The organism is Lysobacter soli (assembly GCF_003382285.1).
Classification (GTDB): Bacteria; Pseudomonadota; Gammaproteobacteria; order Xanthomonadales; family Xanthomonadaceae; genus Lysobacter_J; species Lysobacter_J soli.
Map to the genome: position 1 here is coordinate 25864 of NZ_QTJR01000007.1, position 22493 is coordinate 48356.

Consider the following 22493-nt stretch of genomic DNA (forward strand, 5'->3'; position numbering starts at 1 on the left):
CGGTTAGAGCAGCGCGACTTGTTGTGCCCGGTTCAACGCATTGACTGGCAGCCGATAGAGTTGCTGCATGCCATCCCGAAACTCTCTAACGCCGCCATAGCTGGGGTGGCGAATGGTGATTACTTTGACCCCGAACCGCTGCGCATAGAACGCGGCGTCCTGACCGATCGCAACGATCTGCCGGATTCTCAGCCACGAGATGAGTGCGTTATTCAGCTCATCCACCTGGTCGAGCTCACGCGCCGTGAACCGGCGATTGGTGAAGGGGTTGCCCGGTTCGTGAGGGTGGAACGGAAAGACGTTCCACAGGAGTGGGGGCGTATCGATCGCCCGCAGCACCGCCCAGATTTCCGCTGCCGTCCGTTCCGCAACGGCGGGCCCGCGAGTGGCCTGACGAGAATGGCACCCAGGGTAGCGTCGGGCCAGTTCGGGTAGGTGATACTCGTCGGTCAACGCTAGGCCGGTCCGGCGGCCGCCTCGATAGCCGAGGTCTCGCCCCATCCAGATCGTGTCGACGCCGATCTCGGCCGCCGCCGTCAGGTAGGTGCGCAGATTCCGCCTTCGTGACTCCGCAGCGTCCGCGCGGTCGTGCACCGGGCAAACGTCCGCGTAGGGGTTGAAAACGTTGTCCAGGCTAAAGGCGGCGAGTGCTTTTACGAAGGCTGTTGGGGTCATTGCGGTACGGCTGAGTTGGCGGTGCGAAACGACAGTTCGTGACGCTCCATGTCGACCGTGACTATTCCACCACGGTGGTGTCTCAGCAGACGAAACACCTCAAATCCCTTCAAGATCGCAAGCTCCCACTGCCAGAGCTTACACCGGTCCACCTCGTAGCCCTCGACCATGCTCTGGATCTGTTTCAATACGCCGTAATCGAGCTTGCCGGCCTTCACGCCGTCATAGAGTTTAAGGCGCTTGGCGTGGTTGAAAATCCAGGTGGCAATGCCCTCCTCGATGATCATGGCGCGAGCGCCATCTTCGTTCTCATCGACCTTCTTGACGGACTTGCGCTTGCGCTTCAGCAGGCCTCTGACTACAGGAGACCACCCAAGATAGGCGATGTAGGCCAGGTGGAAGACGTCGTGGAAGCGGTAGTCGTCCGCTTCATTGCTGTTGTCGGTTAGACGATCCCCGATGAAGACGTCATTGAGAAGCTGAAAGACGTATCCATCGCGTTCGACGAACTCGATCTCGAACCGTCTTGGGAACCGCTCATGGGCGGGGTACTTACTTTCAGGATCGAAGTAGGCCGGGTAAACCTTCTCGTCGCCCGGCCAGCGACTGGAGATCTTGTCGAGGTTGTCGCGTGCGATGCTCTCGGCGCGCAGATCAAAGCAGCCGCACGTCAGTACCCACTCGGCAAACAGGGTGCCGAAGTACTCTCGCAGCGCCGGTGGGCTCATTGACTGAAACACCGCCAACGACATGTTGGCGAGAGTTCCGGCAGAGTTGGCCAAGGTGCCCAGTTGCTTAACTCGGTCCAGGTCCGAGCGCTCCTTGTGAGTATCAAGGAGTCCATCGATCTGGCGAAAATTCACGGGTTCGGACGCCGGCTGATCGTTTTCCCCAAAGCGCTTCCGCAGACGTCGGATGCAATGGTCGCCCAGTTCGTTGGGCAAAATGCCGAGAAAACCTGCCGTGCCTACCAGGTACCAAAGCGCGTCCCCAAGTTCTTCCGCGGCCTGGGCGTTCTGCGGGTCCGTCAGTTGGTCGCGTACGGACTTCTTGACCGAGGCGAGTAGTCCACCGGTTTCCCCGAAGTAGCCGAAACGCAGATTGTCGAACTCGTCAGGAGTGCTCTGGAATCGATTGGTCTCCCGAGCCTTTAGTGCGTACTCAGGCAAGGAGAGTGGCTGCGGTTGGGGCAATGCGGGCGTCATCAAGCAGTCCTTCGCTTATAGTTAGGGGCTTCAGGCGAGTGCCATCTGCGCACTTCTCCGGAGAATATCCGCTCGGACGCGTTTGCAGCAGGCAATGAGGGTCGCCCGGTCCGCCTCTACTGCACCCATGCGCAATGCCCGATCCCGAACCGCCATGGTCACGTCGTAGTGCGGGTAGCGCCCCTTGTCCTGGAACCAGCGTCGCTGCAGCCCGAGGCGGGCCGCAAACAAGTGGAGCTCCTCTATGGAGTCGGCCACAAGGTGGCACCACTCTTTACCGCGCCAGCGAATGCCTTCCGAATCTACGTAGACCGCCATAAGGGCTCGCCAAACCGCAAAAGATGTGCAAATAATTAGCACATATGGCTGAACGATTCAAGACACCTGAGGATGCCCTTCGACTGGGGGCCCGGATGCGGGCGGCGCGTTCCGAGGCGAGATTTTCGCTTACATACGTTGCAGATCAGACTGGTGTTGATCCAGGGCAGATCTCCAAAATGGAGCGAGGGCTAATGGTCACGCTGTCTCCAAATGTGCAGAAAATTTGCACATTTCTGCACGTGCCTGCTTTTCCGGGGCAGGTGCGGAAGATCGGACTTGGGACCAGGATTGATGCCTTGATTGCAGGGGCGCCAAGCAGTGAAGCGGGAATTGCTAAGCTGATAGGAGCGATCGAGGAGCTCGTTTGGAGGGGGAGTTAGCGCCAATAACCCTGTAGCCAATAGCCCGGAGATGGGGCCCCTCTGACCTGCCCTACATAGTATTGCGCTAGAGCTGATAGGTAGTCCGAGTGCGGACAGGGAATTTCCTGTCCGCCCAGATTGATGTATCCAGTCTAGTTGCCGATCTTCAAGGGCTTTGGTCTCCAGCCCTTGCGAGGATCGTGGTACTTCGTCGCTTCACGAACTGAGGCCTCTTTCGACGCATCAGCCTGCTGATGAGCCGCCATGTAGGTACCGCTGGCTTGCATTTGAGCCACCATCAGTTCCCGAAGCTGCTGGAGCTGCGTTATCTGGGCCAGGGCAATCTGGTTTCCAGCATCTACCGCGGCCTTCTGGCCGTCGGCCGTAGCAACGGCCGAACGCAGCGACGCCAAGGTCTGTTCTTCGGTAAACGCCCCGCGTGCCTGCAGGTTGGCCACGCGTAGTGCGCCCAGCACTGAATCGCGAGACGTGTCGCTCCACTCGCGGTAGTCATCGCTATAGTTCGTCGTCGCTTGATAGCCTGGGAATCGCGCCTTGAAGGCCTTTTCGTAATCGCTCGCTGTCACCGCAAGCGATCTTCCCTCCCGAATCACATGGTCGAGCCGCGTAAGCGCATCAATGGCCGTACCCAAGTCGCGTGTGTCGAGGCTCTTGGTATTGCGGAGCATGTTGTCGTACTGCTGCAGCTGCGCTTGGATCTGGCGGACCTCGTTGACGTTGCTCTGCACAGCACGAAGCTGCGTCAAATAGTTCTGCACGTAGTTGGTCGGGTCGAACACGGCCCACTGCGCCGCTGCCGGCAGGGTGTAGGTGATGCCGGTGCCGGTAATAGCAACCGCGAGGGCCAAAGCAACGCTCTTTTGAATCTTCATGGTGGTGATCCTGTTTTAGTCGTCGGTGTCAAGGCGGATGGAGACGGCACTAGCCGGCGGCGCCTCAGGCGGAAGCCGAGGCGGCGCGATTCTGCTGCCCCAATTCGGGTTATTCGGGTCGGGCTGACGAAACTCCGGGCTACCGTCGTCATTCAGTGCGGCCGACTGCTGCGCCGTTAGGGGCCTCACGGCACCGTCGGGCGCGCTCCCGATGTTGAGCGGCGCGGTTTCGCCTCCATTAGCGGTGACCGGCGCGCCTGCCTTCGTCTCGCGTACCTGTTGAGCTTGTCCCTGCAGGCTATTCGCAGCACGGGTGCCCATGCTCTCGACGTTACGGCCCCGGCTGTCAGTCGCATTGGGCGATGGCGGCGCTAGGCCAAGGCCTGCTTTCGCCGCCTGGCCGGCTTCCGATGCTGTTGCGCCAACGGCGTGGCCCAACCCCCTGACCGCAGCACCAATGCCGGACGCTCCGCTTTCCTTTGCCAGCGAGACGCCGCTCGTCGTCGCCTGGATTGCGCCCTGCGTAGCGGCAGCAATAGCCGATCCTCCGCCGGTTGCCACGGCTGCGCCCATTGCCACTGCGCCACCTGCCGCAAGGGCCGGCGCGATCGCATCGTTCGGCCCCAGCGACACCGCCCCATTGACCAGACTGCCAGCCACTTTTGGAATCGACCACGCCAACGCGGCAAAAACCGCCGAGCCGACCAACAGCTGCAACACCTGGCGCAGCACGGCATCCGGCGTGCCCTGCGTGAGCGAGGCTGGCCAGCTGGTAACGAGCTGCATGCCAAAGCCGATTACGACGTTGAGCATGAACAACTGCGTGCCCGCACCGATCATGTAGCTGAGGTAATTCTTGGGAATGTCCCGGGTGAAGGAAATTCCGCCAAAACCCAGCAGCAGCACTCCGCCGTACATGACCATGTAAAGCTCGATCACTCGGACCAGATACAGAATTCCCACGATTGCGAAGCACGCGAGGATGCCCATGCCGGCGAGAGCGAGCGGCAAGCCGAAAGCGGCTGTGTCGCCCCATCCCATTGCGCCGATCGCGTCGAAGGTTCGGAAGCACGCGTCGAACCCGAGAACGACAATGCCGGAAGCGGAGAGTTCACCTAGACCCGTGACAGCCGCGCCGCTCTGGATGAAATACCCGATGAACTGCAAAAGCAGCTGTGGACCGTGAGTGACCACCATCATGAAGAATCCGAGCTTTAGGATCTCCATCGCAAAGCGCGTTATCAGCGTGGTGATATTGCCGTCACCGTTCAGCATCTGCTTGGTGAAGAACATAATGATGCTGAGGACCGCCAACAGACCAAATAGCCTGGACGCGTACGGTTCTAGTACCGCCTGCATCGCCTTTGCCTGCTGCATATAGAACGCGGCAATGTCATCGAACATACCCATGCTCGGCGCGATCTGTTGCGCAGTTGCCGCCGCCGAAAGGAACAGGACGACTACGGCCAAACCGCCTGCGAGGATCGCCACGCGGGCACGACCTTGCACCGCCCGCGTCGGGGGCATCGGTTTAACGGGCTTCATGGGTCGCATCCTTGTCGCCTTTGGCATTCACTTCACCGCTGAGAATGTCGATTCCCTTGGGCTTCAATCCCTCGCGCGGATCGCGGTACCTCGTCGCCTCGCGAATGCTCGCCTGCGCTTCCTCGGTCGACTTGGCCTGCTGTTCGCTAGCCAGCGTGGCGCGCGGCGGTTCGTGCGTCGTTTCCTGGCTGCAACCGATCGTGGCAAGCAGTGAGGCCACCATAAGGCCCAGCGCGCCGTAACGCTGCCATTCGGTGCTGACCAAGCACCCAACGGTGACGATCACGACTGCGGCGAGGAAAGCGAAGTGGACGAAGCCCAGCAGCACTCCGCCCAGCACTGCCAGCGGCGCAATGACGCTGCAGACGAAAGCGAAGCGATCGCGCTTGTTGGGGAATTGAGCCATCCAACCCGCCCAGCGCGGGCGGCCGATGACGCGGAACTCCGCGTCGATGATGTCAATGTCGCACGGTGAAACTCGGCGCATAGCCGTAGCTCCTGAGTAGAGGGGTAGGGATAGATGCCATCGGCGCCACAAGGACGGCGATTGGGCGTTCGATAGGTGCTTCAGCTCAGACGGCATCCCCTTCCGTGGGTAGCCCCGGTCAACCCCGACTGCACCACTTCGGGCGAAGCGTCGCGAGCGTCGCTGCTCGCTGTCTTCTATTGAGATTCTTTGAGTGGCGCACTTAGGCGATAACACTCGGGTGCAGGCGAAACGGTGGAGCGCTATCGGCTAGACAGGTTCGCGCCTGCCGTCGCCTTAGGGACTCGCCCTACCTAGAGATTTTTGACTTTTCGTCAAAAAGGAAGGTGGAGTCGCGCCGATCAACTACTTGCACCAGCTCCCTCCTCTTCCGCCTCCGCCAGGTCCGACCAAAGCCCCTCCCCTCCCTGCAACTGGGCGACCACCCTCCTGGTGAACTTCCGATGGCGGTCGACGGCGGATGCAGCAGCAGGGTCACGCGCGGAATCGGGCAAAGGCGGTGTGTGCAGTAGGTATGTCTCCGCTAGGACGTTGATCATGGCCATTGCCAGGTGGAGATCGTTTCGCACCAGCCTCACGTCCTTCATCAGGCGGGTCAGCGAGCCAACGACACGCTTCTCCAACCCTGAAAGCTCGTCCATCTGCTGGTCATGCTTAATGAAGCTCTGGAGAGCCGTACGCACTGCCGCGCTTTCGAGGATGCCGCGCTCTTTCGCTACGTCCCTGACTCGGTCCCTCAAACTCGACGGAACTCGATAGGAGACTCGCTCCTTCGCCCCGCTCATTGCGTCCGCCACTTGTCGGACGACACTACTTCCGGCGTCTGACGACGTGACCTGCTTGGCAGGCGGGCTACAACGCTAAACATCAAGTACATGTCTGACACCCTTTATGTTCCACTACTTTTTGGTCTCGAGATGCTTTTTGACGATTCGTCAAAAAGGGCCCCACCCAAGTGCTCTCGACGCTCAGCAGTTTTTTTGACTTTTTCGTCAAAAACCTCGGGCGCTCAAGGCACATCACGCGAAGCGCTCATCCTTCTGTGGCAGCCGCCCTCGCCAGGCGAGCAGGCGACGCCCATGCCGATCACAGATGTCGATGAACCAATAGTCTGGGCATGCCGCCAGCAGATCGGTCACTCCGTCGATGTCCTCATCTGGGAACTGTGGATCCGCACTGATCAGCACCCGGTCATCCGCATCAAAGGGACATTGAGAAGAGCGAGAATTGGGAACTAACGCCTCCAGCGCGCCGAGCGCCTCTTCTACGCTCATCCCCTCCGCATGAGCGGCTCCAATCAAGAGCCTGGCGCTCTCGAGGCACTCAGCCGGAGAACTGAAGCAGATCACCTCGTCATGCGAGATCTGCAGCAGGAACCCGTTCGGAGACTGTGCGACGAGAATTCCCGGCTTCCCGTCGAAGGTGGCGGTGCCAAGGAGACTGCCGCCATGGCGTGTTCGGCGTGGTTTGTTCCGCTTCTTCTTAGCCACAGTCGCACCCGCAGTACAGTCGCTCATCAAGGCTCTGGTCCATCCCACACCACTGACGGAATCGATCGTGGGCATCCAACAGCCCGAGCATTAGCCCTTCGGCCAACTCATCAAGTGTCCCAGTCGCTCCATCGACGTCTCGCACGTAGCACGAATACTTCGCGATCAGGATGATCGTCTCGGGGTCTTCGATTCGGATCGTTATCACGCAGCAGCTCCGCTAAGCAGCTCGCCGATCACCCGCAAGTGGCCGCGGGCTACTTCAGGGCTACTAATCCTGATTGGAGCGCCGCGGACAGGATCGGGCGCGCGATCAGCAGAGGCCGGTGTTGCGCTGGTACGAAGTGGCGAGCCACTCGGAGGTCCAAACTTGCCCTGTCCAATTTTCTGTGCGACCCCCGCCAGATACGCGGCTGCCGTGGTCTCGATGCGACCCCGATCGATCGCTTTGCTGAGGGCGGTTTCAGCCGCTTGGCGGAAACCAGGGTCAATCGTACGAAGGATCGATTGAATCTCTGGCGACCACGTTCTGTGCCTCGGGATTGTGGGTAGTTGTTGTTCTGATATGGATGTTTCTTTTGTTCGGGCGTCCCGCTGTCGCCCTCCCCGGTGACGCTTGGACACCGCCTGAGCGCCGATACCCTGAAAGAGTAAGTGGTAGAGATTCGATGTCTGTCGCCCGGCAACGATCTGAGCACTCCGGGCCAACAGCTTCATACTTTCCAGCCATGCGATGGCCCGCTGCACGGTCCTTTCGCTCAGCCCGGTCATGTGAGCGAGCTTCGGCACACCGGGAAATGCCTTCTTTGCACCGTTCGCCCGATGCATCAAGGCTAGGTACACCGCCTTCGGGTTCGGTGGGAGGTCAAGCTCGTAGAAGGCATTTCGTTCCGCGAACAGGATCCTTGCCTTGTCACACATGACGGCTCCCTCCAACCGCTCCCGTCGGTTGGGCGCCAATCAATCGAGTGACCTGATCGGTGCGAAAGTAGACGCGGCGACCGATCGTGAACTTCGCGCCGGATAGCATCCTGGACGCCTCGCTCTCCCTTCGCGCCATCATTGCGCGTAGCCCATTGGTCGTACGGCTCAACATCTCCGCGACCTGGGGATACGTCATCAAGGGGCCATATTTCTCGAGCGCCCACTCGTGAACGGATGTAACTACCTTCGTCACTGCATGTCTCCTTGCGTTGAAGTGCATCAGGAGAATCAGTAACGCTTCGGCGCGCTGCAATAGCTGTAACGTGCTGAAAACAATAGAGTTTGATATATTTATATCAGACTTGAGCTATGCATCTTTCTGAATTGAAAGAGGGATCGGCGTCAGCGTGAAATCATGAACAATTCGTAAATTTGCGCCAGATGCGCTGTCGCCACAGAGCAATTGCTCGTCCGATTTAACCATTGTGCGCGAATCTACGTCCGTTAGCGGTGTCAGCGTGTCACCCCTCTGTCACTTACTCGAGAGCGAAGCATCCTATGAGCGGGATCAAGTTGTCGTCTGAGCAAGTGTTGGCGTATGTGGAAGCAAGCCTTCGTATAGAAGGAATGAAGCTCCCTGACGATGCGCGTGGCCTAATCGAGCGGATGCTTAGGGGCGAGATAACCTACGAAGAAGGGCGCGAAGAAATACTCGCGGCGGCACGCGCGCGACTATCGGCTCGAAACGAGCGACCGAGGCAGTAGGTGGGACGGGATCCACTGCCACGCTGTCGCGGAGCAGAATGAGTTCTGAGAGACCTCGCAAGAGGCGCTACCATCCGCCGGAAAGGGGAGCGGCTAGGGGATGGGAATGGACGGAATCGGAACGGATTCGAAGACGGCGCCGCGATCGGAGCGGGGGCCGTTAACCTACAAATGGCTCCATGAACGCGTACAGACGTATATCACCGAGAGTCATCAGCCGACCTCATCCCGGATGGAGCGCTGGTCTTTGTGGTTCGGGCTCAGCATGGCCGGCGTCGGTTTGACAGTCCCTTCGCTCATTCACTCGATTTGGCCAGCAGCGGTGCTTCCGCTGGCGCTGGTCTGTCTGGTCGCGGAGGTAACGGGCCTTGGCCTATCGGTAGGGCTCATGCTCAGGCGTGAGCTACCGCGATTCATGCGGCCCCGCGAGAACCATGCGGCGGAGATGGATGCTGATTTCGTCAAATGGCAGGCCTTGGTGGCCGAGTTACGGAGGTATACGCGCCAGGAACGCGAGTCGCGTCTAGCCTTCGTGACCGCACTGCGCCACAACATGGGCGAACGGATGGGTTTGCTGCTTGGCGGAATTCAGCGTCTCGGCGTTCTACCGCTACTAATCGCCCTCTACCTGCAGTTTCGCAATTGGGAGTGGGGCGACTGGGCCGGCGCGTTCGATGTCAATCTGCTCGCGGGACTACTCATCTGGGCGATGCTCCTTCTGTACGCGGCCGGTTGGCTGTTGGTCGGCCTTCGCACCCGACTCGATTCGTATGTAGGACTGCTCGAAACCTCCTTACGGGACTAGACCTGGAGATGGCGGGGTCTGCTTCCGACGCAGCGGACTAGAAAAGCACTTCCCGATTGTTAGCGGACTTGGACCACCTACCGGTGCAGGAGGCAGACGGATGGAAATGGCACGAGCAGCCGAGCTGCTGGGGCATCTAGCCGATGTGGTGGATCACCCACCGCACGATGATTCCGAACGCCTCCTCCTAAGCCGAACTCTCGCGATTACCTCGCTCCATTTCGCCGCCTCGGTTCGGAATCTGTGCGACGCCGAACTGCCGATAGGGGCGGCTGCAGTGCTCCGAAGTCAGTTCGAGGCTGTGCTCAGAGCCATCTGGGTCCTGTATCGGGCGAACGATGGGCAGATAGAGCGGCTTACGTCGACCCTGTCGATGGAATCCCAGCAAGCCACCAAGAACATTCCTCAAGTAGCAGAAATGTTGGAGATGCTGGAGAAGATTCCTCAACTCGCGAACCTGATAGTCGCGTTACGCGAGTTCAAGGACAGTTCTTGGATGCCGCTGAACTCGTTCGTCCATTCCGGCATCCACGCCGTGCACTGGACCCGCTTTGAACCTCCGCAGGCTTTGGTCGAGCAAATGTTCCGCAGCAGCAATGGCCTTGCGGTACTGGCGTGTCAGCATCTCGCTATCCTCACAGGACGCCTTGGCCTCCAGAACGAGGTGATTGCCGCATGTGCGGCTTACTCGAGCTGTCTGCCCCACCGCAGGTAGTCGGTGGTGTAGCCGACGACAGGCCAGTGTCCGTATTCGCGTGAAGGCACGTTGAGGGGCTCCGGCCCGTCCGTGGAACCGAACGGTCGTTCCAACCTCCACGAACGCCATGTCTTCGTGCCGGTGAGCGTGAGACCGCGCGCTAGCGATGGGCGCCGGACACTTCTGCAATGGCGGTACCGGTCTGCGCCAGGGCGCACCCCGACCCTTGCTACTCGTGAGCCATCCCTTCGCAAGGGCGCGACAACCCTGCCGTGAGTTCTCCGTCTTCACGTACCCTATTGCCATCACCTGAGGGATGACGGATGAGCAAGCTTGACGCGATGCGTACCTACCTAGCCTCTGTGGAGCAGGCCCTTAAGACGGGCCAAGCCAGCGAGCACACCCACCGCCCGGCGCTCGAAGCGCTGCTTGAGGCGCTCGGGGGGCCGGAAGTAGACGCCATCAACGAGCCGCGCCAGATCAAGTGCGGCGCGCCGGACTTCATCATCGTCCGCGGCACCGTGCCGCTGGGCCATGTCGAAGCCAAGGACGTCGGGCTGGACCTTGCCAAACTGGAGCGCGGCGAGCAGCTCACCCGCTATCGCGAATCGCTCGGCAACCTCGTCTTTACCGACTACCTTTCCTTCCGCTGGTACTTAGATGGCGAACTTCGCCTGACTGCTGATCTGCCGCGCCCCGCCGCCAATGGCCGCATCCGCTGGAATGACGACGCGGCGTCCGCCACCGTGCAGTTGCTGGACCAGTTCCTGCTTGCCGATATCCCCCTCAAGTCCACACCTCAGGACCTTGCTACCCGCATGGCGGGCCTGGCCAAGCTAATCCGCAGCCTGATCGAGCAGACCTTCAAGGCTGAGGGGGAGCAAGGCGAATTGCATGGCCAGTTGCAGGCCTTCCGACAAGTCCTAATCGAATCGCTGACCGTCGAGCAATTCGCCGACATGTACGCCCAGACCTTGTGCTACGGCCTGTTCGCGGCGCGCTGCAATGCACCGTCCAAGGGGTTCACACGTCAGATCGCGGCGAGCGCGCTGCCAAAAACCAATCCCTTCTTGCGCAAGCTGTTCAACTCCATCGCCGGCCCGGACCTGGACGAGCGCATTGCTTGGGCCGTGGATCAACTGGCGGAGCTGTTGGCACGTGCCGACATGGACGAGATCCTGTCCGACTTCGGCAAGCGCACGCGCCAGGAAGACCCCGTAGTGCACTTCTACGAGACGTTCCTCTCTGCCTACGACCCGAAGATGCGCGAGGCGCGAGGCGTGTACTACACGCCGGAGCCAGTGGTCGGCTACATCGTGCGCAGCGTGGATGCATTGCTTAAGCGCGACTTTGGAATGAAGGAAGGCTTGGCCCATGCGAAGAAGGTCAAGCTCAAGCGCCCGAAAGTACAGGGTAAGGGTGAGGAGACCTATGAAGCGCACCGTTTGCAGATCCTCGACCCAGCCACCGGTACAGGCACCTTCCTCTACGCAGTAATCGCGAGGATCCGCGAGCACTTCGATGGGAACGCGGGAGCGTGGCCGGGCTACGTGGCCGAGCACCTGCTGCCGCGCTTGTTCGGCTTCGAGTTGCTGATGGCGCCGTACGCCGTGGCGCACATGAAGCTGGGGCTAGAGTTGGAGCAATCCGGATACGACTTCTCCAGCGATCAGCGCCTGGGTGTGTTCCTCACTAATTCATTGGAAGAAGCGCACGAACTGACCGGCTTGCCGCTGTTCACTCAATGGCTGGCCGAGGAGTCGCGTGCGGCGGCGAACGTGAAGCGCGATGCGCCAGTGATGGTGGTGTTAGGCAATCCGCCGTACTCGGGACATTCGGCTAACACCGGCGACTGGATCGCCGGATTGCTCCGTGGTTACGACGCCCTGAACAAGCGCGCGACCGAGAACTATTTTGAGGTGGACGGCAAGCCCCTAGGTGAGCGCAACCCAAAGTGGCTCAATGACGATTACGTGAAGTTCATCCGTTTTGCGCAGTGGCGCATCGAACAAACCGGACACGGCATCCTCGCCTTTGTCACCAACCACGGCTACCTCGACAACCCGACCTTTCGTGGGATGCGCGAAAGCTTGATGCGCGGTTTTGACGAGATCTACTTGCTGGACCTGCACGGTAATAGCAAGAAGAAAGAAAAGACACCGGACGGTGAAAAAGACGAGAACGTCTTCGACATTCAGCAGGGCGTGGCAATTGGCATCTTCGTACGCCGAGAGGGCTCGCAGCGCAACGGCGGTCACTTAGCCCGAGTGCATCACTCCGATTTGTACGGGCTTCGCCAAGACAAGTACGCAACACTTGACGCGCTCGACCTTAGCAACACCGACTGGATTGAGCTGGCACCGGTGAGTCCGAGCTACTACTTCGTCGCCGAGGATGGCGACCTTCGTCAGGAGTATGGCCAAGGTTGGTCTATCACTTCTCTGATGCCTGTAAACGGCGTTGGCATCGTGACTGCGCGAGATGAACTAACAATCCGCGAGTCAGGCGACGAAGTATGGGACGTCATCAATGATTTTTGCTGCCTCTCTTCCGAAAGCGCTCGTGAGAAGTACGCGCTGGGTAAGGACTCACAGGACTGGAAGGTGGCCCTAGCGCAGAGTGATATTAGGGACTCAGGCCCAAGTCGGACCGCCGTTGCGCCCATTCTTTATAGGCCGTTTGATGCTCGCTATACGTACTTTACCGGCAAGCCGCGCGGATTCATTTGTCGCCCCCGTTCGGAGGTCATGAAGCACATGCTTAGGCCGAATGTTGGCATCATCACGGCGCGCAGCAACAAGTCGGGTGCGGTCGATCATTTCCTTGCTTCAGCTCTCATGACTGAGGCAAAAACCGGCGAGAGCACAACACAATCCAGCTTTTTCCCCCTTTGGCTCTATCAGGCTGACTCAGCAGATTTGTTGGAGCAGGGATCAACAGGAAAAAGCGCCAACTTGGCGCCTGATTTTCTACGGGCGTTGCACGAGGTAATTGGCTACACCCCTTCCCCCGAGAACACGCTCGCTTGGATGTACGCTGTACTCTACACCCCCTCCTACCGAAGTCGCTACATCGAGCTTCTACGCCGCGACTTCCCGCGTATTCCGCTCCCCCCAGGCCGCGATCTCTTTGACCGCTTCGTCGCCATTGGTGGCGAATTGATCGCGCTCCACACGATGGAGCAGAAACAGCCGCGTATTAGCCGCTTCGATGTCACCGGAAACAACGAGGTGGTCAAGTTACGCTGGGTTCCCGGCAACGACGGCACGGGCCGCGTCTACATTAACGAGGCACAGTACTTCGGTGGCGTGCCGCAGGGCGTGTGGGACACCCACATCGGCGGCTACCGGGTGGTCGAAAAGTGGTTGAAGAGCCGTAGAGGTCGTCAGCTAAGCTTTGAGGACGTCATGCACTACCACGAGGTTGTCGCTGCCCTTGCTCGCACGCTAGAGCTTCAGTCGGAACTTGATTCCATAGTGGACGCATACGGGGGCTGGCCACTGCGCCAGCGCACATAACCGGTCCACACGGCGGCTTAAGACGCGCCGCATGCTGTGTAGGGGGGCGATTCAGTCCGGCGGATACGAAGTTGCCTTGGCAGCGTGTAGTTAATGCCGCGCATCAAAGCGCTTGCTTTGAGCGAATAGCATCCTTGCGGTCGGACGTAGTCACTGGGAATCGAGCTTAGGCCGCCATGAGAAGTACACGATGTGTCGACTTCAAGGCGGCCCAACCCGTGCCGTAGTTCACGTCGCAGGGTTCGACGGACCACGCCTTTCGTCCAACCGATCCACGAGATCCTCGGCGCGCAAATGAGTGTATCGCTTAAGCATCTGCATCGACTTATGCCCGCTGATGGCGGAAACTTCCTGATCGCTGAAGCCAGCCTCAACGAACCGACTTACCGCTTCGTGGCGAAGGTCGTGAAAGCGGAGGTCGTCGATACCAAGCTGCCTTTTTAGCTCGGTCCAGGCCTTGTTGAAGTTGTAGGCGCGACGCCTCCCGTCACGCCCAGGTTCCCCGAAGAACACAAGATCGCATCCCTTCGGGCGCGTCGGATTCTCGACCGCGCTCCGCAGGGCCGCTACGGCAGCCTTCGACAACGGGACCGTACGAGCACCGTCGTTCTTGGTCTGCGTCAGGCGCGCGATTCGGCGCTCTAGGTCGACCTGTCGCAGCTTTAGGCCGCTGATCTCCCCGGAGCGCATCCCAGTCTCGATAGCTACGCGAAAGATCCACCCCAACATGGGATTCGAGTAGTTGGCCAGCGCCGCTGCGAGGTCCTGCTCTTCAGTCGTGGTGAGCCGCCTATCGCGCCCGGCCCCTATACGTGGCTTGCGGATGTTCGCAACAGGATTCTGGATGAGTCCAAGCTGCCACTCCTTGATGGCGATGGTGAATAGATGGCTCAACAAGGCAAGCTCAAGCCGAACAGTGTTGGGCTTGATGGTCGTCTTTGGCGCATTTCTTCTTGCGCTGTAAGCGCGCGCGGACAGCCGCTCATCTCGGTAGCGAGCGACGAGATCGGGTGTGATAGCGGCGAGGGAGTAATCCCCAAAGAACTCTCGAAGCGGCTTAGCCTTCAGGATCTCAGCCTGTTGGGTCGCCGGCTTCTTACTAGGAGTCACCTCTGCCAAGTAGCGATCGAGCGCCGAATGGAAGGTGAGGCGTTCCGACGAGCTCCGCCGAATGTAGACGCCGCGAACCATCTCGTCTTCGGTCCGGCGAGCCCAATCCTCGGCATCTCGCTTCGTGCGAAACGTCTTGGCTACGGTAGGCCACCCGTGCTTACGGATGACTGCCTTCCAGCTTCCCTTTGGGTTCTTTACGAACGTGGCCACAGTCCAGGCGCGCGAAATTGGTGTACCTAGACTGTACCCAGCATCTGGAGGGAGTTCCAGCAGATCCGCTGGAGGCCTTGCAATTACTGGTGGGCCCACCAGGATTCGAACCTGGAACCAAGGGATTATGAGTCCCCTGCTCTAACCGTTGAGCTATAGGCCCGTGGGCTGCGGAGTTTAGCAGCCGACGGGGCTGGGCCGGCGCGCGAGGGTTCGCGCGCCGGCGGGCTTTTCAGCGGCTGGACATCGAGTACGGGCGCTGCGACGGGTCGGTCGCCCAGGTCTTGTTCGGCTGCGCCTGCATGGTGAAGCGCAGTTCGCCGCCCGCCATGATCTCGTCGTGGCGAAGGAACGCGCGCTCCAGCGGCTTGCCGTTGAGCGTGGCGGTACCGATGTAGAGGTGCGCGTCGTCCAGGCCGTCCGCGATGACGGTGAAGCGCTTGCCGTTCGGCAGGTTCAGCGTGGCGCGCGGCATGAACGGACGGCCGATGACGTACTCGTTGCTGCCCGGCGCGACGGGATAGAAGCCCAGCGCGGTGAACACGTACCACGCCGACATCTGGCCGAGGTCGTCGTTGCCGGCGAGGCCGTCGGGGCGCGGCGCGTACTGCGTCTTCATGATGTTGCCCAGGCGCGCCTGCGTGCGCCACGGCTGGCCGGCGTACGCGTAGAGATACGCGACGTGGTGGCTCGGCTCGTTGCCGTGCGCGTACCAGCCGATCAGGCCGGTGATGTCTTCCATGTGTTCGAAGATCTTCGGATCGACCTTCGCGTCGAACACCGCGTCCAGGCGCGCGAGCAGCTTGTCTTCGCCACCGTGCGCGGCCGCGAGGCCGGCGACGTCCTGTGGGACGTACCACGAGTACTGCCACGCGTTGCCTTCGGTGTAGTCGGTGCCGTAGCCGCTGGCGCTGGGGTCGAAGGGTTCGCGGAAGCTGCCGTCGCGCTTGCGTGCGCGCATGAAGCCGGTGGATTCGTCGAACGCGTGCTGCCAGTTGGTGGCGCGCTTGCCGAATTGCTTGGCGACGTCGTCGCGGCCCATCTCGCCGGCCATACGCGAGATGGTCCAGTCGTCGAACGCGTATTCCAGCGTCTTCGATGCGGCTTCGCCTTCCTCGTCGATGGGCACGTAGCCCAGCTGCATGTATTGCGCGATGCCGTCGTACGGGCCGTAGCTGGCGCTGGCGACCATCGCGTCGAGCGCTTCGTTCGCGTCGTAGCCGCGAATGCCCTTCATGTACGCATCGGCGATCACCGGCACCGCGTGGTAGCCGATCATGCACCACGTCTCCAGACCGTGGAACGCCCACACCGGCAGCACGCCGTACGCGCTTGCACGGCGCGAGGCGAGCAGCGAATTGACGAAGTCGTTGGTGCGCTGCTCCGGCTGCACGATCGTCAGCAGCGGATGCAACGCGCGGTACGTGTCCCACAGCGAGAACGTGGAGTAATGGGTGAAGCCCTTCGCCTGGTGCACGGCGTTGTCGGGGCCGCGATAGCGACCGTCGACGTCCATGAACAGCGACGGCCCCATCAGCGTGTGATACAGCGCGGTGTAGACGCTGCGCCGCATCGGTTCGGGCGCATCGACATCGAGCGCAGACAACGCCTGCGTCCACTGCGCCTTCGCATCGGCACGCACTGCGTCGAAGTCGAAGCCGGGCACTTCGGCGTCGAGATTGGCGATGGCGCCTTCCTCGCTCACCGGCGAGATCGCGACCTTCACGATCATCGAATCGCCCTGCGCCGCGGCGAAATCCAGCGCGCCGACAAGCTGGCGTCCTTCGATCTGCGCACGCTGGCGCGGGTCCTTCTCGCCCGGCGGCGGGAAGCCCTTGTAGACGACGTTCTCTTCGGTGTCGTGGAACTGATGGCCGCTCACCGGCTTGGAAAAGCGCATCGCGAAGTACAGCTGGCGACCCGGCGCCCAGCCGCGCGTTTCGCGGAAGCCCGTCAGCGTGCCGTCGGGGCGCAGGCGCAGTCGCGACCACTGCACCTTGCCGGGGTAGTCGTACATGCTGGTGCGCAGGTCGACGAGCACGTGCGCGGGTTTGCCCTTCGGGAACGTGTAGCGATGCACGCCGACGCGCGGGCTCGCCGTGAGTTCGGCGCGGATGCCGTAGTCCTGCAGCGTCACGGCGTAATAGCCGGGTTCGGCGCGTTCGTCCTTGTGGTCGAAGCGCGAGGTGTAGCCGCTGCCGGGCTTGTCGACGTCGCCGCGTTCGAGCTTCACCTCGCCGGCGATCGGCATCACCAGCACGTCGCCGAGATCCGAATGTCCGGTGCCGGAGAAGTGCGTGTGCGAGAAGCCGACGATGGTGTGGTCGTCGTAGCGATAGCCCGCCGCCCAGCCGTAGCCTTCCTTGCGCGATTTGATCTGCGTGTCGGGGCTCAGCTGCACCATGCCGAAGGGGACCGTCGCGCCCGGGAAGGTGTGGCCCTCGCCGCCGGTGCCGATGAAGGGATCGACCGAGGCATAGGCCTTCGCGCCCGCGCCGCCGGGCGTGGCTGCGGCCGCAAGCCCGCTGGCGAGCGCCAGCGCGGCGCCGGCCAGACGCAGTGAATGGGAACGGGCACGACGGGACATGGGCGCTCCTGGAGTCGGAATCGGACGCGGGCGGGCCGCAAATTTGGATCGGTCTAAACGCCGGACCGTACCACGGCTGTGCGTCCGGCCTCATGCTGCAGCGCAGGATTGCGCCGGGCGGCTGCCTTCCGCAGGATGCCCGATTTAGACCGATCCAAATGCCGGAGCCTGCCCGTCCATGTCCCTCCCCGCCGCGCGCGGCCGCGTCACGCTGACCGACATCGCCGACGCCTGCGACCTGTCGCGCGCGACGGTGTCGCTGGTGCTGCGCGGCAGCCCGCTGGTGAACGCGCAGACGCGGGCGCGCGTGGAGGCCGAGCTCAAGCGGCAGGGTTACGTCTACCACCGCGGCGCGGCGAACCTTCGGCGCAAGGCGTCGAACACCGTCGCGCTGGTGATCAACGACCTCTCGAACCCGTTCTTCGCCGAGTTCGCGGCCGGCGTGGACGAAGCGCTCGGCGCCGCCGGTTACGTCACGCTGCTGGGCAGCACGGGCGAGTCGAGCGAACGCCAGCAGGCGGTGCTCACCTCGCTGCTCGAACACGACCCGGCCGGCATCATCCTCTCGCCCGCCGAAGGCAGCGATGCGGCGCGGCTGCGTCCGCTGCTCGCGTCGCGCACGCCGATGCTGGTGTTCAACCGCACGCTTGGCGACGAATGGGATTACCTCGCGCTCGACAACGCACGCGGCGCGCGCCTGGCGACGGAACACCTGCTCGCGCAGGGCCATCGCCGCATCGCGTTCTTCGGTGGACATGGCGAGTCGAGTTCGTGCTCGGAACGGCGAAAGGGATGGCATGCCGCGCTGACGGACGCGGGCATCGCGCCGGAGCCGCAGTGGATCGTCGAATGCGCGCCGACGCGACTGGAAGCCGCGCGGCAGACCGGCGCGCTGTTCGTGCGCGATCCCGCACCGACGGCGGCGGTCTGCTACAACGACGCCGTCGCGCTGGGCTTGATCGCAGGCCTTTCCACGCGCGGGCGACGTGCCGGGCATGACTTCGCGGTCACCGGCTTCGACGACATTCCCGAAGCCTCCGTAAGCGCGCCACCGCTGACGACCGTCGCGGTCGATCCGCGCGCGCGCGGCCGCCAGGCGGCTGAGTTGATCCTGCAGCGTCTGCAGAATCCGTCCACGCCCGCCATCACCACCATCGCGCCCGTGCAGTTGCATGTGCGCGCGAGCAGCCAGTCCACCTTGTCCGGAGATGCCGCATGAGCGGTCGCCCCCTGCCCCATCGCGCTGCCACAGCGGCGTTCATCCCGACGATCGCGGCGGCGACGCGCGCATGATCGCAGCCGTGCAACGCAAGGCGATCGTATGTTTCGGCGAGGCGCTGATCGACTTCCTCGCGCTTCCCGCGCTGCCGGGCAACCCGCGCCATTTCGTCGAGTACGCCGGCGGCGCGCCGGCCAACGTCAGCGCCGCGGTCGCGCGCATGGGCGGCAACGCGCGCTTCGTCGGCATGCTCGGCGTGGACATGTTCGGCGAGTTCCTGATGTCGCAGTTGCGCGCCTTCGGCGTGGATACGCGCTTCACCGCGCACACCAGCGCGGCGCGCACCGCGCTGGCGTTCGTGTCGCTGGACGAGGAAGGCGAGCGCAGCTTCAGCTTCTATCGACCGCCCGCGGCGGACCTCCTGTTCCGCGTCGAACATTTCCGCACCGAATGTTTTCTCGATGCGGCCGTGCTGCACGTGTGCTCCAACAGCCTGACCGAAGCCGACATCGCGCAGACCACCGTCGCCGGCATGCAGCTGGCGCGCGAACACGGCGCGCTGGTGAGCATGGACCTCAACCTGCGGCCCTCGTTGTGGCCGGAAGGTGTGGATCCCGCGCCGCGTTTGTGGGAAGCGCTCGCCGAAGCCGATATCGTCAAGCTGTGCCGCAGCGAGGCGGATTTCCTGATCCGCCGCGCGGGGCATCACGACGCGATGCTACAGCGCCTCTGGCAGGGGCATGCGCGACTGGTGCTGATCACCGACGGCGGAAAGCCGGTGCGCTGGTACACGCGCGCCGCGAAGGGCGAGGCACCGACGTTCCGCGTTTCCGCGGTCGATACCACCGCCGCAGGCGATGCCTTCGTCGCCAGCCTGCTGCTGCGGCTGGTGGAACTGGGGGTGGACGCGGGCAACTTCGAGGACGCGATCGCTAACGAGACGACGATCGTCGACGCATTGCGCCACGGCGCCGCCGCAGGCGCGCTGACGGCGACGAAACACGGCGCGTTCGCCGCGATGCCGACGCGCGAGGACATCGAAACCCTTTTCCGGAACGACGCATGACCACCCTGCACACGACGGCACCCGACTTCCGCAGCGACGCCTTCCTGCGCGCGCACATCGCCGACACGATGGCGTTCTACCATCCGCACGCGATCGACCCGAAAGGCGGCTTTTTCCATTACTTCCGCGACGACGGCAGCGTCTACGACGCCTCGCATCGCCACTTGGTGAGCAGCACGCGATTCGTCTTCAACTATGCGATGGCAGCGCGCGAGTTCGGCAACGCGGAGTACCTGGACACCGCGCGCCACGGCCTGCGCTACCTGCGCGACGTGCATCGCGATGCATCCACGGGCGGCTACGCGTGGACGATCCGCGACGGCGTTGCCGAAGACCGCACGAACCACTGTTACGGCGTCGCGTTCGTGTTGCTGGCGTATTCGACCGCATTGAAGGCCGGCATCGACGATGTGGTGCCGTGGATCGACGAGACCTGGCAGTTGCTGGAGTCGCGCTTCTTCGATGCGGACGCAGGGCTGTATCGCGATGAAGCCGACGCGGAGTGGAACTTCTCCGACTACCGCGGGCAGAACGCGAACATGCACATGTGCGAGGCGATGCTCGCCGCGTACGAGGCGACGAAGCAATCGCGTTTCCTCGACCGAGCATTGCTGCTCGCGGACGGCATGACGCGACGCCAGGCCGCGAAGGCCGGCGGGCTGGTCTGGGAACACTACGATCGCGACTGGAACGTCGACTGGGATTACCACCGCGACGATCCGAAGCATCTGTTCCGTCCGTGGGGCTACCAGCCGGGCCATCAGACCGAATGGGCGAAGCTGCTGGTCATCCTCGACGGCCACCTGCGCGAACGCGGCGCTCCCGCCGACGGTCTGATCGACACCGCACGGCATCTCTTCGACACCGCCGTGCAGCGCGCGTGGGATACGGAGTTCGGTGGGCTCGCGTACGGCTTCGGCCTGGCGCCGGAGTTCGCGGTGTGCGACGACGACAAGTACTTCTGGGTGCAGGCCGAGTCGCTGGCCGCGGCCGCGCGACTTGCCGACGCGACGGGCGACGTCGCCTATTGGGACTGGTACGACCGGCTGTGGGCGTACTCGTGGCAGTATTTCGTCGATCACGAGCATGGCGCGTGGTATCGCATCCTCGATCGCCGGAACCGCAAGTACAGCGACGAGAAGAGTCCCGCCGGCAAGACCGATTACCACACCATGGGCGCGTGCTACGACGTCCTGGCCGTCCTTCGTCATCGCGGAGAGAACTGATGCGCCTGCACGCTGCGTTGCTGTCCCTGCTGCTGGTTCCCACGCTCGCCATCGCCGCCGAACCCGCGACGAAAGGCGCGGAGTCGTCCGCGTCGTTCAGCGACAAGCGCGCCGCACGCAGCGCGGAGGAAGTGAAGGCGCAGTTCCTGCACGCGTGGCGCGGCTATCGCGAGTACGCGTGGGGTCACGACGGCCTCAAGCCGCTCAGCAACATGCCGCACGACTGGTACGGCGAGTCGCTGCTGATGACGCCGGTCGATGCGCTCGACACGATGATCCTGATGGGCCTGGACCGGGAGGCGGCGGAGGCGCGCGAACTGATCGCGACGAAGCTGTCGTTCGATCGCGACCTGGACGTGAAGCATTTCGAAGTGGTGATCCGGCTACTCGGCGGCCTGCTGTCGGGCTACCAGCTGACCGGCGACCAGCGCCTGCTCGCGCTTGCGAATGATCTGGGCACGCGTTTGCTGCCGGCGTTCGATTCGCCCACGGGCCTGCCGTACGTCTACGTCAACCTGCGCACCGGCAAGGCGCACGGCAACGAGAGCAATCCGGCCGAGGCCGGCACGCTGTTGCTGGAGTACGGCACGCTCAGCAAGCTCACCGGCAACCCGGTGTTTTATGAGAAGGCCAAGCGCGCGCTCGTGGAAACCTACAAGCGTCGTTCGAAGATCGGCCTGGTCGGCGAGCGTTTCGACGTCACCACGGGCGAGTGGATGAACAAGCGCAGCCACGTCGGCGCGCGCATCGACTCGTACTACGAGTACCTGTGGAAGTGCTGGACGCTGTTCGGCGATGAGGACTGCCACGCGATGTGGAAGGAGAGCATCGCCGCGGCCAACCGCTATTACCCGGAAGAAGTCGACGGCGCGCTGTGGGTGGGCCACGTCGACATGGACAGTGGTGAACGCGTGGCCAGCCGGTACGGCGCGCTCGATGCGTTCTGGCCGGGCCTGCTGGCGTTGTCGGGCGATGTCGCGCAGGCGCGCCGCCTGCAGGATTCGTCGTTCGCGATGTGGCGCAAGTGGGGCATCGAGCCGGAGGCGTACGACTATCGCAAGGGTGAAGTGACGTCGGCGGGTTATCCGCTGCGTCCGGAGATCATCGAATCGGCGTGGTACCTGCACCGCCTCACCGGCGATGCGAAGTACCGCGCGATGGGGCGCGAGATGTTCGACGACTTCGTCCGCTACACGCGCACCGATTCGGGCTTCGCGGCGCTCGACAGCGTGATCACGAAGGACAAGGACGACGACATGGAAAGCTTCGTGCTCGCCGAGACCTTCAAGTATTTCTACCTGCTGTTCGCGCCGCCCGAAACGCTGGATCCGTCGAAGGTGGTGCTGACCACCGAAGCGCATCCGCTGCGGCGGACGTGGTGAGGA

Annotated in this window: 18 protein-coding genes and 1 tRNA gene; 8 read left to right on the forward strand and 11 right to left on the reverse strand. The window is 62.3% G+C overall.

What is annotated here, in order from left to right; genetic code table 11:
• Positions 1–3: 3 nt before the first annotated feature.
• Genes DX912_RS11350 through DX912_RS11360 form a run of 3 tightly spaced genes read right to left on the reverse strand, consistent with a single transcriptional unit; the run spans position 4 to position 2198 of the window.
• A complete protein-coding gene (locus DX912_RS11350) occupies positions 4–675 on the reverse strand; it encodes a uracil-DNA glycosylase (protein WP_115842636.1) in 672 nt (223 codons plus the stop codon).
• The gene (locus DX912_RS18420; protein ID WP_181902807.1) at positions 672–1880 is read right to left on the reverse strand and encodes a nucleoside triphosphate pyrophosphohydrolase family protein; all 1209 of its coding nucleotides are present in this window, start codon (positions 1878–1880) and stop codon (positions 672–674) included. Before DX912_RS18420 ends, DX912_RS11350 begins: the two co-directional genes overlap by 4 nt.
• A 30-nt stretch (positions 1881–1910) precedes the next feature.
• Entirely contained in the window at positions 1911–2198 is a 288-nt protein-coding gene (locus DX912_RS11360; RefSeq protein ID WP_115842637.1) for a DUF4031 domain-containing protein, read from the reverse strand.
• A gap of 44 nt (positions 2199–2242) precedes the next feature.
• On the opposite strand from DX912_RS11360, the gene DX912_RS18795 reads away from it, so the two are divergent.
• Positions 2243–2581, forward strand: a complete 339-nt coding sequence (locus DX912_RS18795) for a helix-turn-helix domain-containing protein (RefSeq protein WP_115842638.1) — start codon at positions 2243–2245, stop codon at positions 2579–2581.
• A gap of 134 nt (positions 2582–2715) precedes the next feature.
• Here DX912_RS18795 and trbJ read toward each other — a convergent pair whose 3' ends face one another.
• From trbJ to DX912_RS11395, 5 genes are all read right to left on the reverse strand, one after another.
• On the reverse strand, positions 2716–3456 hold the full coding sequence (gene trbJ, locus DX912_RS11370; RefSeq protein ID WP_115842639.1) for a P-type conjugative transfer protein TrbJ: 741 nt from the start codon (positions 3454–3456) through the stop codon (positions 2716–2718).
• Positions 3457–3471: 15 nt separating this feature from the next.
• A complete protein-coding gene (gene trbL, locus DX912_RS11375; RefSeq protein ID WP_181902808.1) occupies positions 3472–5001 on the reverse strand; it encodes a P-type conjugative transfer protein TrbL in 1530 nt (509 codons plus the stop codon).
• Entirely contained in the window at positions 4988–5488 is a 501-nt protein-coding gene (locus DX912_RS11380) for a hypothetical protein (protein WP_115842641.1), read from the reverse strand. The genes trbL and DX912_RS11380 overlap by 14 nt, the downstream gene beginning before the upstream one ends.
• 1019 nt (positions 5489–6507) lie before the next feature.
• Positions 6508–7053, reverse strand: a complete 546-nt coding sequence (locus tag DX912_RS18195) for a hypothetical protein (protein ID WP_147298638.1) — start codon at positions 7051–7053, stop codon at positions 6508–6510.
• Positions 7054–7182: 129 nt separating this feature from the next.
• The gene (locus DX912_RS11395) at positions 7183–7899 is read right to left on the reverse strand and encodes a helix-turn-helix domain-containing protein (RefSeq protein ID WP_115842644.1); all 717 of its coding nucleotides are present in this window, start codon (positions 7897–7899) and stop codon (positions 7183–7185) included.
• Between the two features lie 874 nt (positions 7900–8773).
• Between DX912_RS11395 and DX912_RS18625 the strand changes: the two genes are divergently transcribed.
• The 3 genes from DX912_RS18625 to DX912_RS11420 all read left to right on the forward strand — a co-directional run bounded on the left by DX912_RS18625 (position 8774) and on the right by DX912_RS11420 (position 13687).
• Positions 8774–9472 (forward strand): hypothetical protein, encoded by a 699-nt coding sequence (locus tag DX912_RS18625; protein WP_233433570.1) that lies wholly within the window; start codon positions 8774–8776, stop codon positions 9470–9472.
• Between the two features lie 100 nt (positions 9473–9572).
• A complete protein-coding gene (locus DX912_RS11415) occupies positions 9573–10187 on the forward strand; it encodes a DUF6988 family protein (RefSeq protein ID WP_115842647.1) in 615 nt (204 codons plus the stop codon).
• A 305-nt stretch (positions 10188–10492) separates the two neighbouring features.
• Positions 10493–13687, forward strand: a complete 3195-nt coding sequence (locus DX912_RS11420; RefSeq protein ID WP_220340800.1) for a type ISP restriction/modification enzyme — start codon at positions 10493–10495, stop codon at positions 13685–13687.
• A gap of 228 nt (positions 13688–13915) precedes the next feature.
• On the opposite strand, the gene DX912_RS11425 is transcribed toward DX912_RS11420, so the two are convergent.
• The 3 genes from DX912_RS11425 to DX912_RS11435 form a co-directional block, all read right to left on the reverse strand.
• Positions 13916–14878 carry a tyrosine-type recombinase/integrase gene (locus DX912_RS11425; protein WP_233433571.1) on the reverse strand — a complete coding sequence of 321 codons (963 nt, stop codon included), beginning with the start codon at positions 14876–14878 and terminating at the stop codon, positions 13916–13918.
• A 219-nt stretch (positions 14879–15097) separates the two neighbouring features.
• Positions 15098–15173, reverse strand: a tRNA-Ile gene (locus tag DX912_RS11430).
• Positions 15174–15242: 69 nt separating this feature from the next.
• Positions 15243–17597, reverse strand: a complete 2355-nt coding sequence (locus DX912_RS11435) for a GH92 family glycosyl hydrolase (protein WP_115842649.1) — start codon at positions 17595–17597, stop codon at positions 15243–15245.
• Between the two features lie 178 nt (positions 17598–17775).
• Between DX912_RS11435 and DX912_RS11440 the strand changes: the two genes are divergently transcribed.
• From DX912_RS11440 to DX912_RS11455, 4 genes are all read left to right on the forward strand, one after another.
• Positions 17776–18816: a LacI family DNA-binding transcriptional regulator gene (locus tag DX912_RS11440; RefSeq protein ID WP_115842650.1), complete on the forward strand. Its 1041-nt coding sequence runs from the start codon at positions 17776–17778 to the stop codon at positions 18814–18816.
• Between the two features lie 70 nt (positions 18817–18886).
• Positions 18887–19882 carry a carbohydrate kinase family protein gene (locus DX912_RS11445; protein WP_115842651.1) on the forward strand — a complete coding sequence of 332 codons (996 nt, stop codon included), beginning with the start codon at positions 18887–18889 and terminating at the stop codon, positions 19880–19882.
• Entirely contained in the window at positions 19879–21108 is a 1230-nt protein-coding gene (locus DX912_RS11450; protein ID WP_115842652.1) for an AGE family epimerase/isomerase, read from the forward strand. Before DX912_RS11445 ends, DX912_RS11450 begins: the two co-directional genes overlap by 4 nt.
• A complete protein-coding gene (locus DX912_RS11455; protein WP_115842653.1) occupies positions 21108–22490 on the forward strand; it encodes a glycoside hydrolase family 47 protein in 1383 nt (460 codons plus the stop codon). The genes DX912_RS11450 and DX912_RS11455 overlap by 1 nt, the downstream gene beginning before the upstream one ends.
• Positions 22491–22493 lie beyond the last annotated feature (3 nt).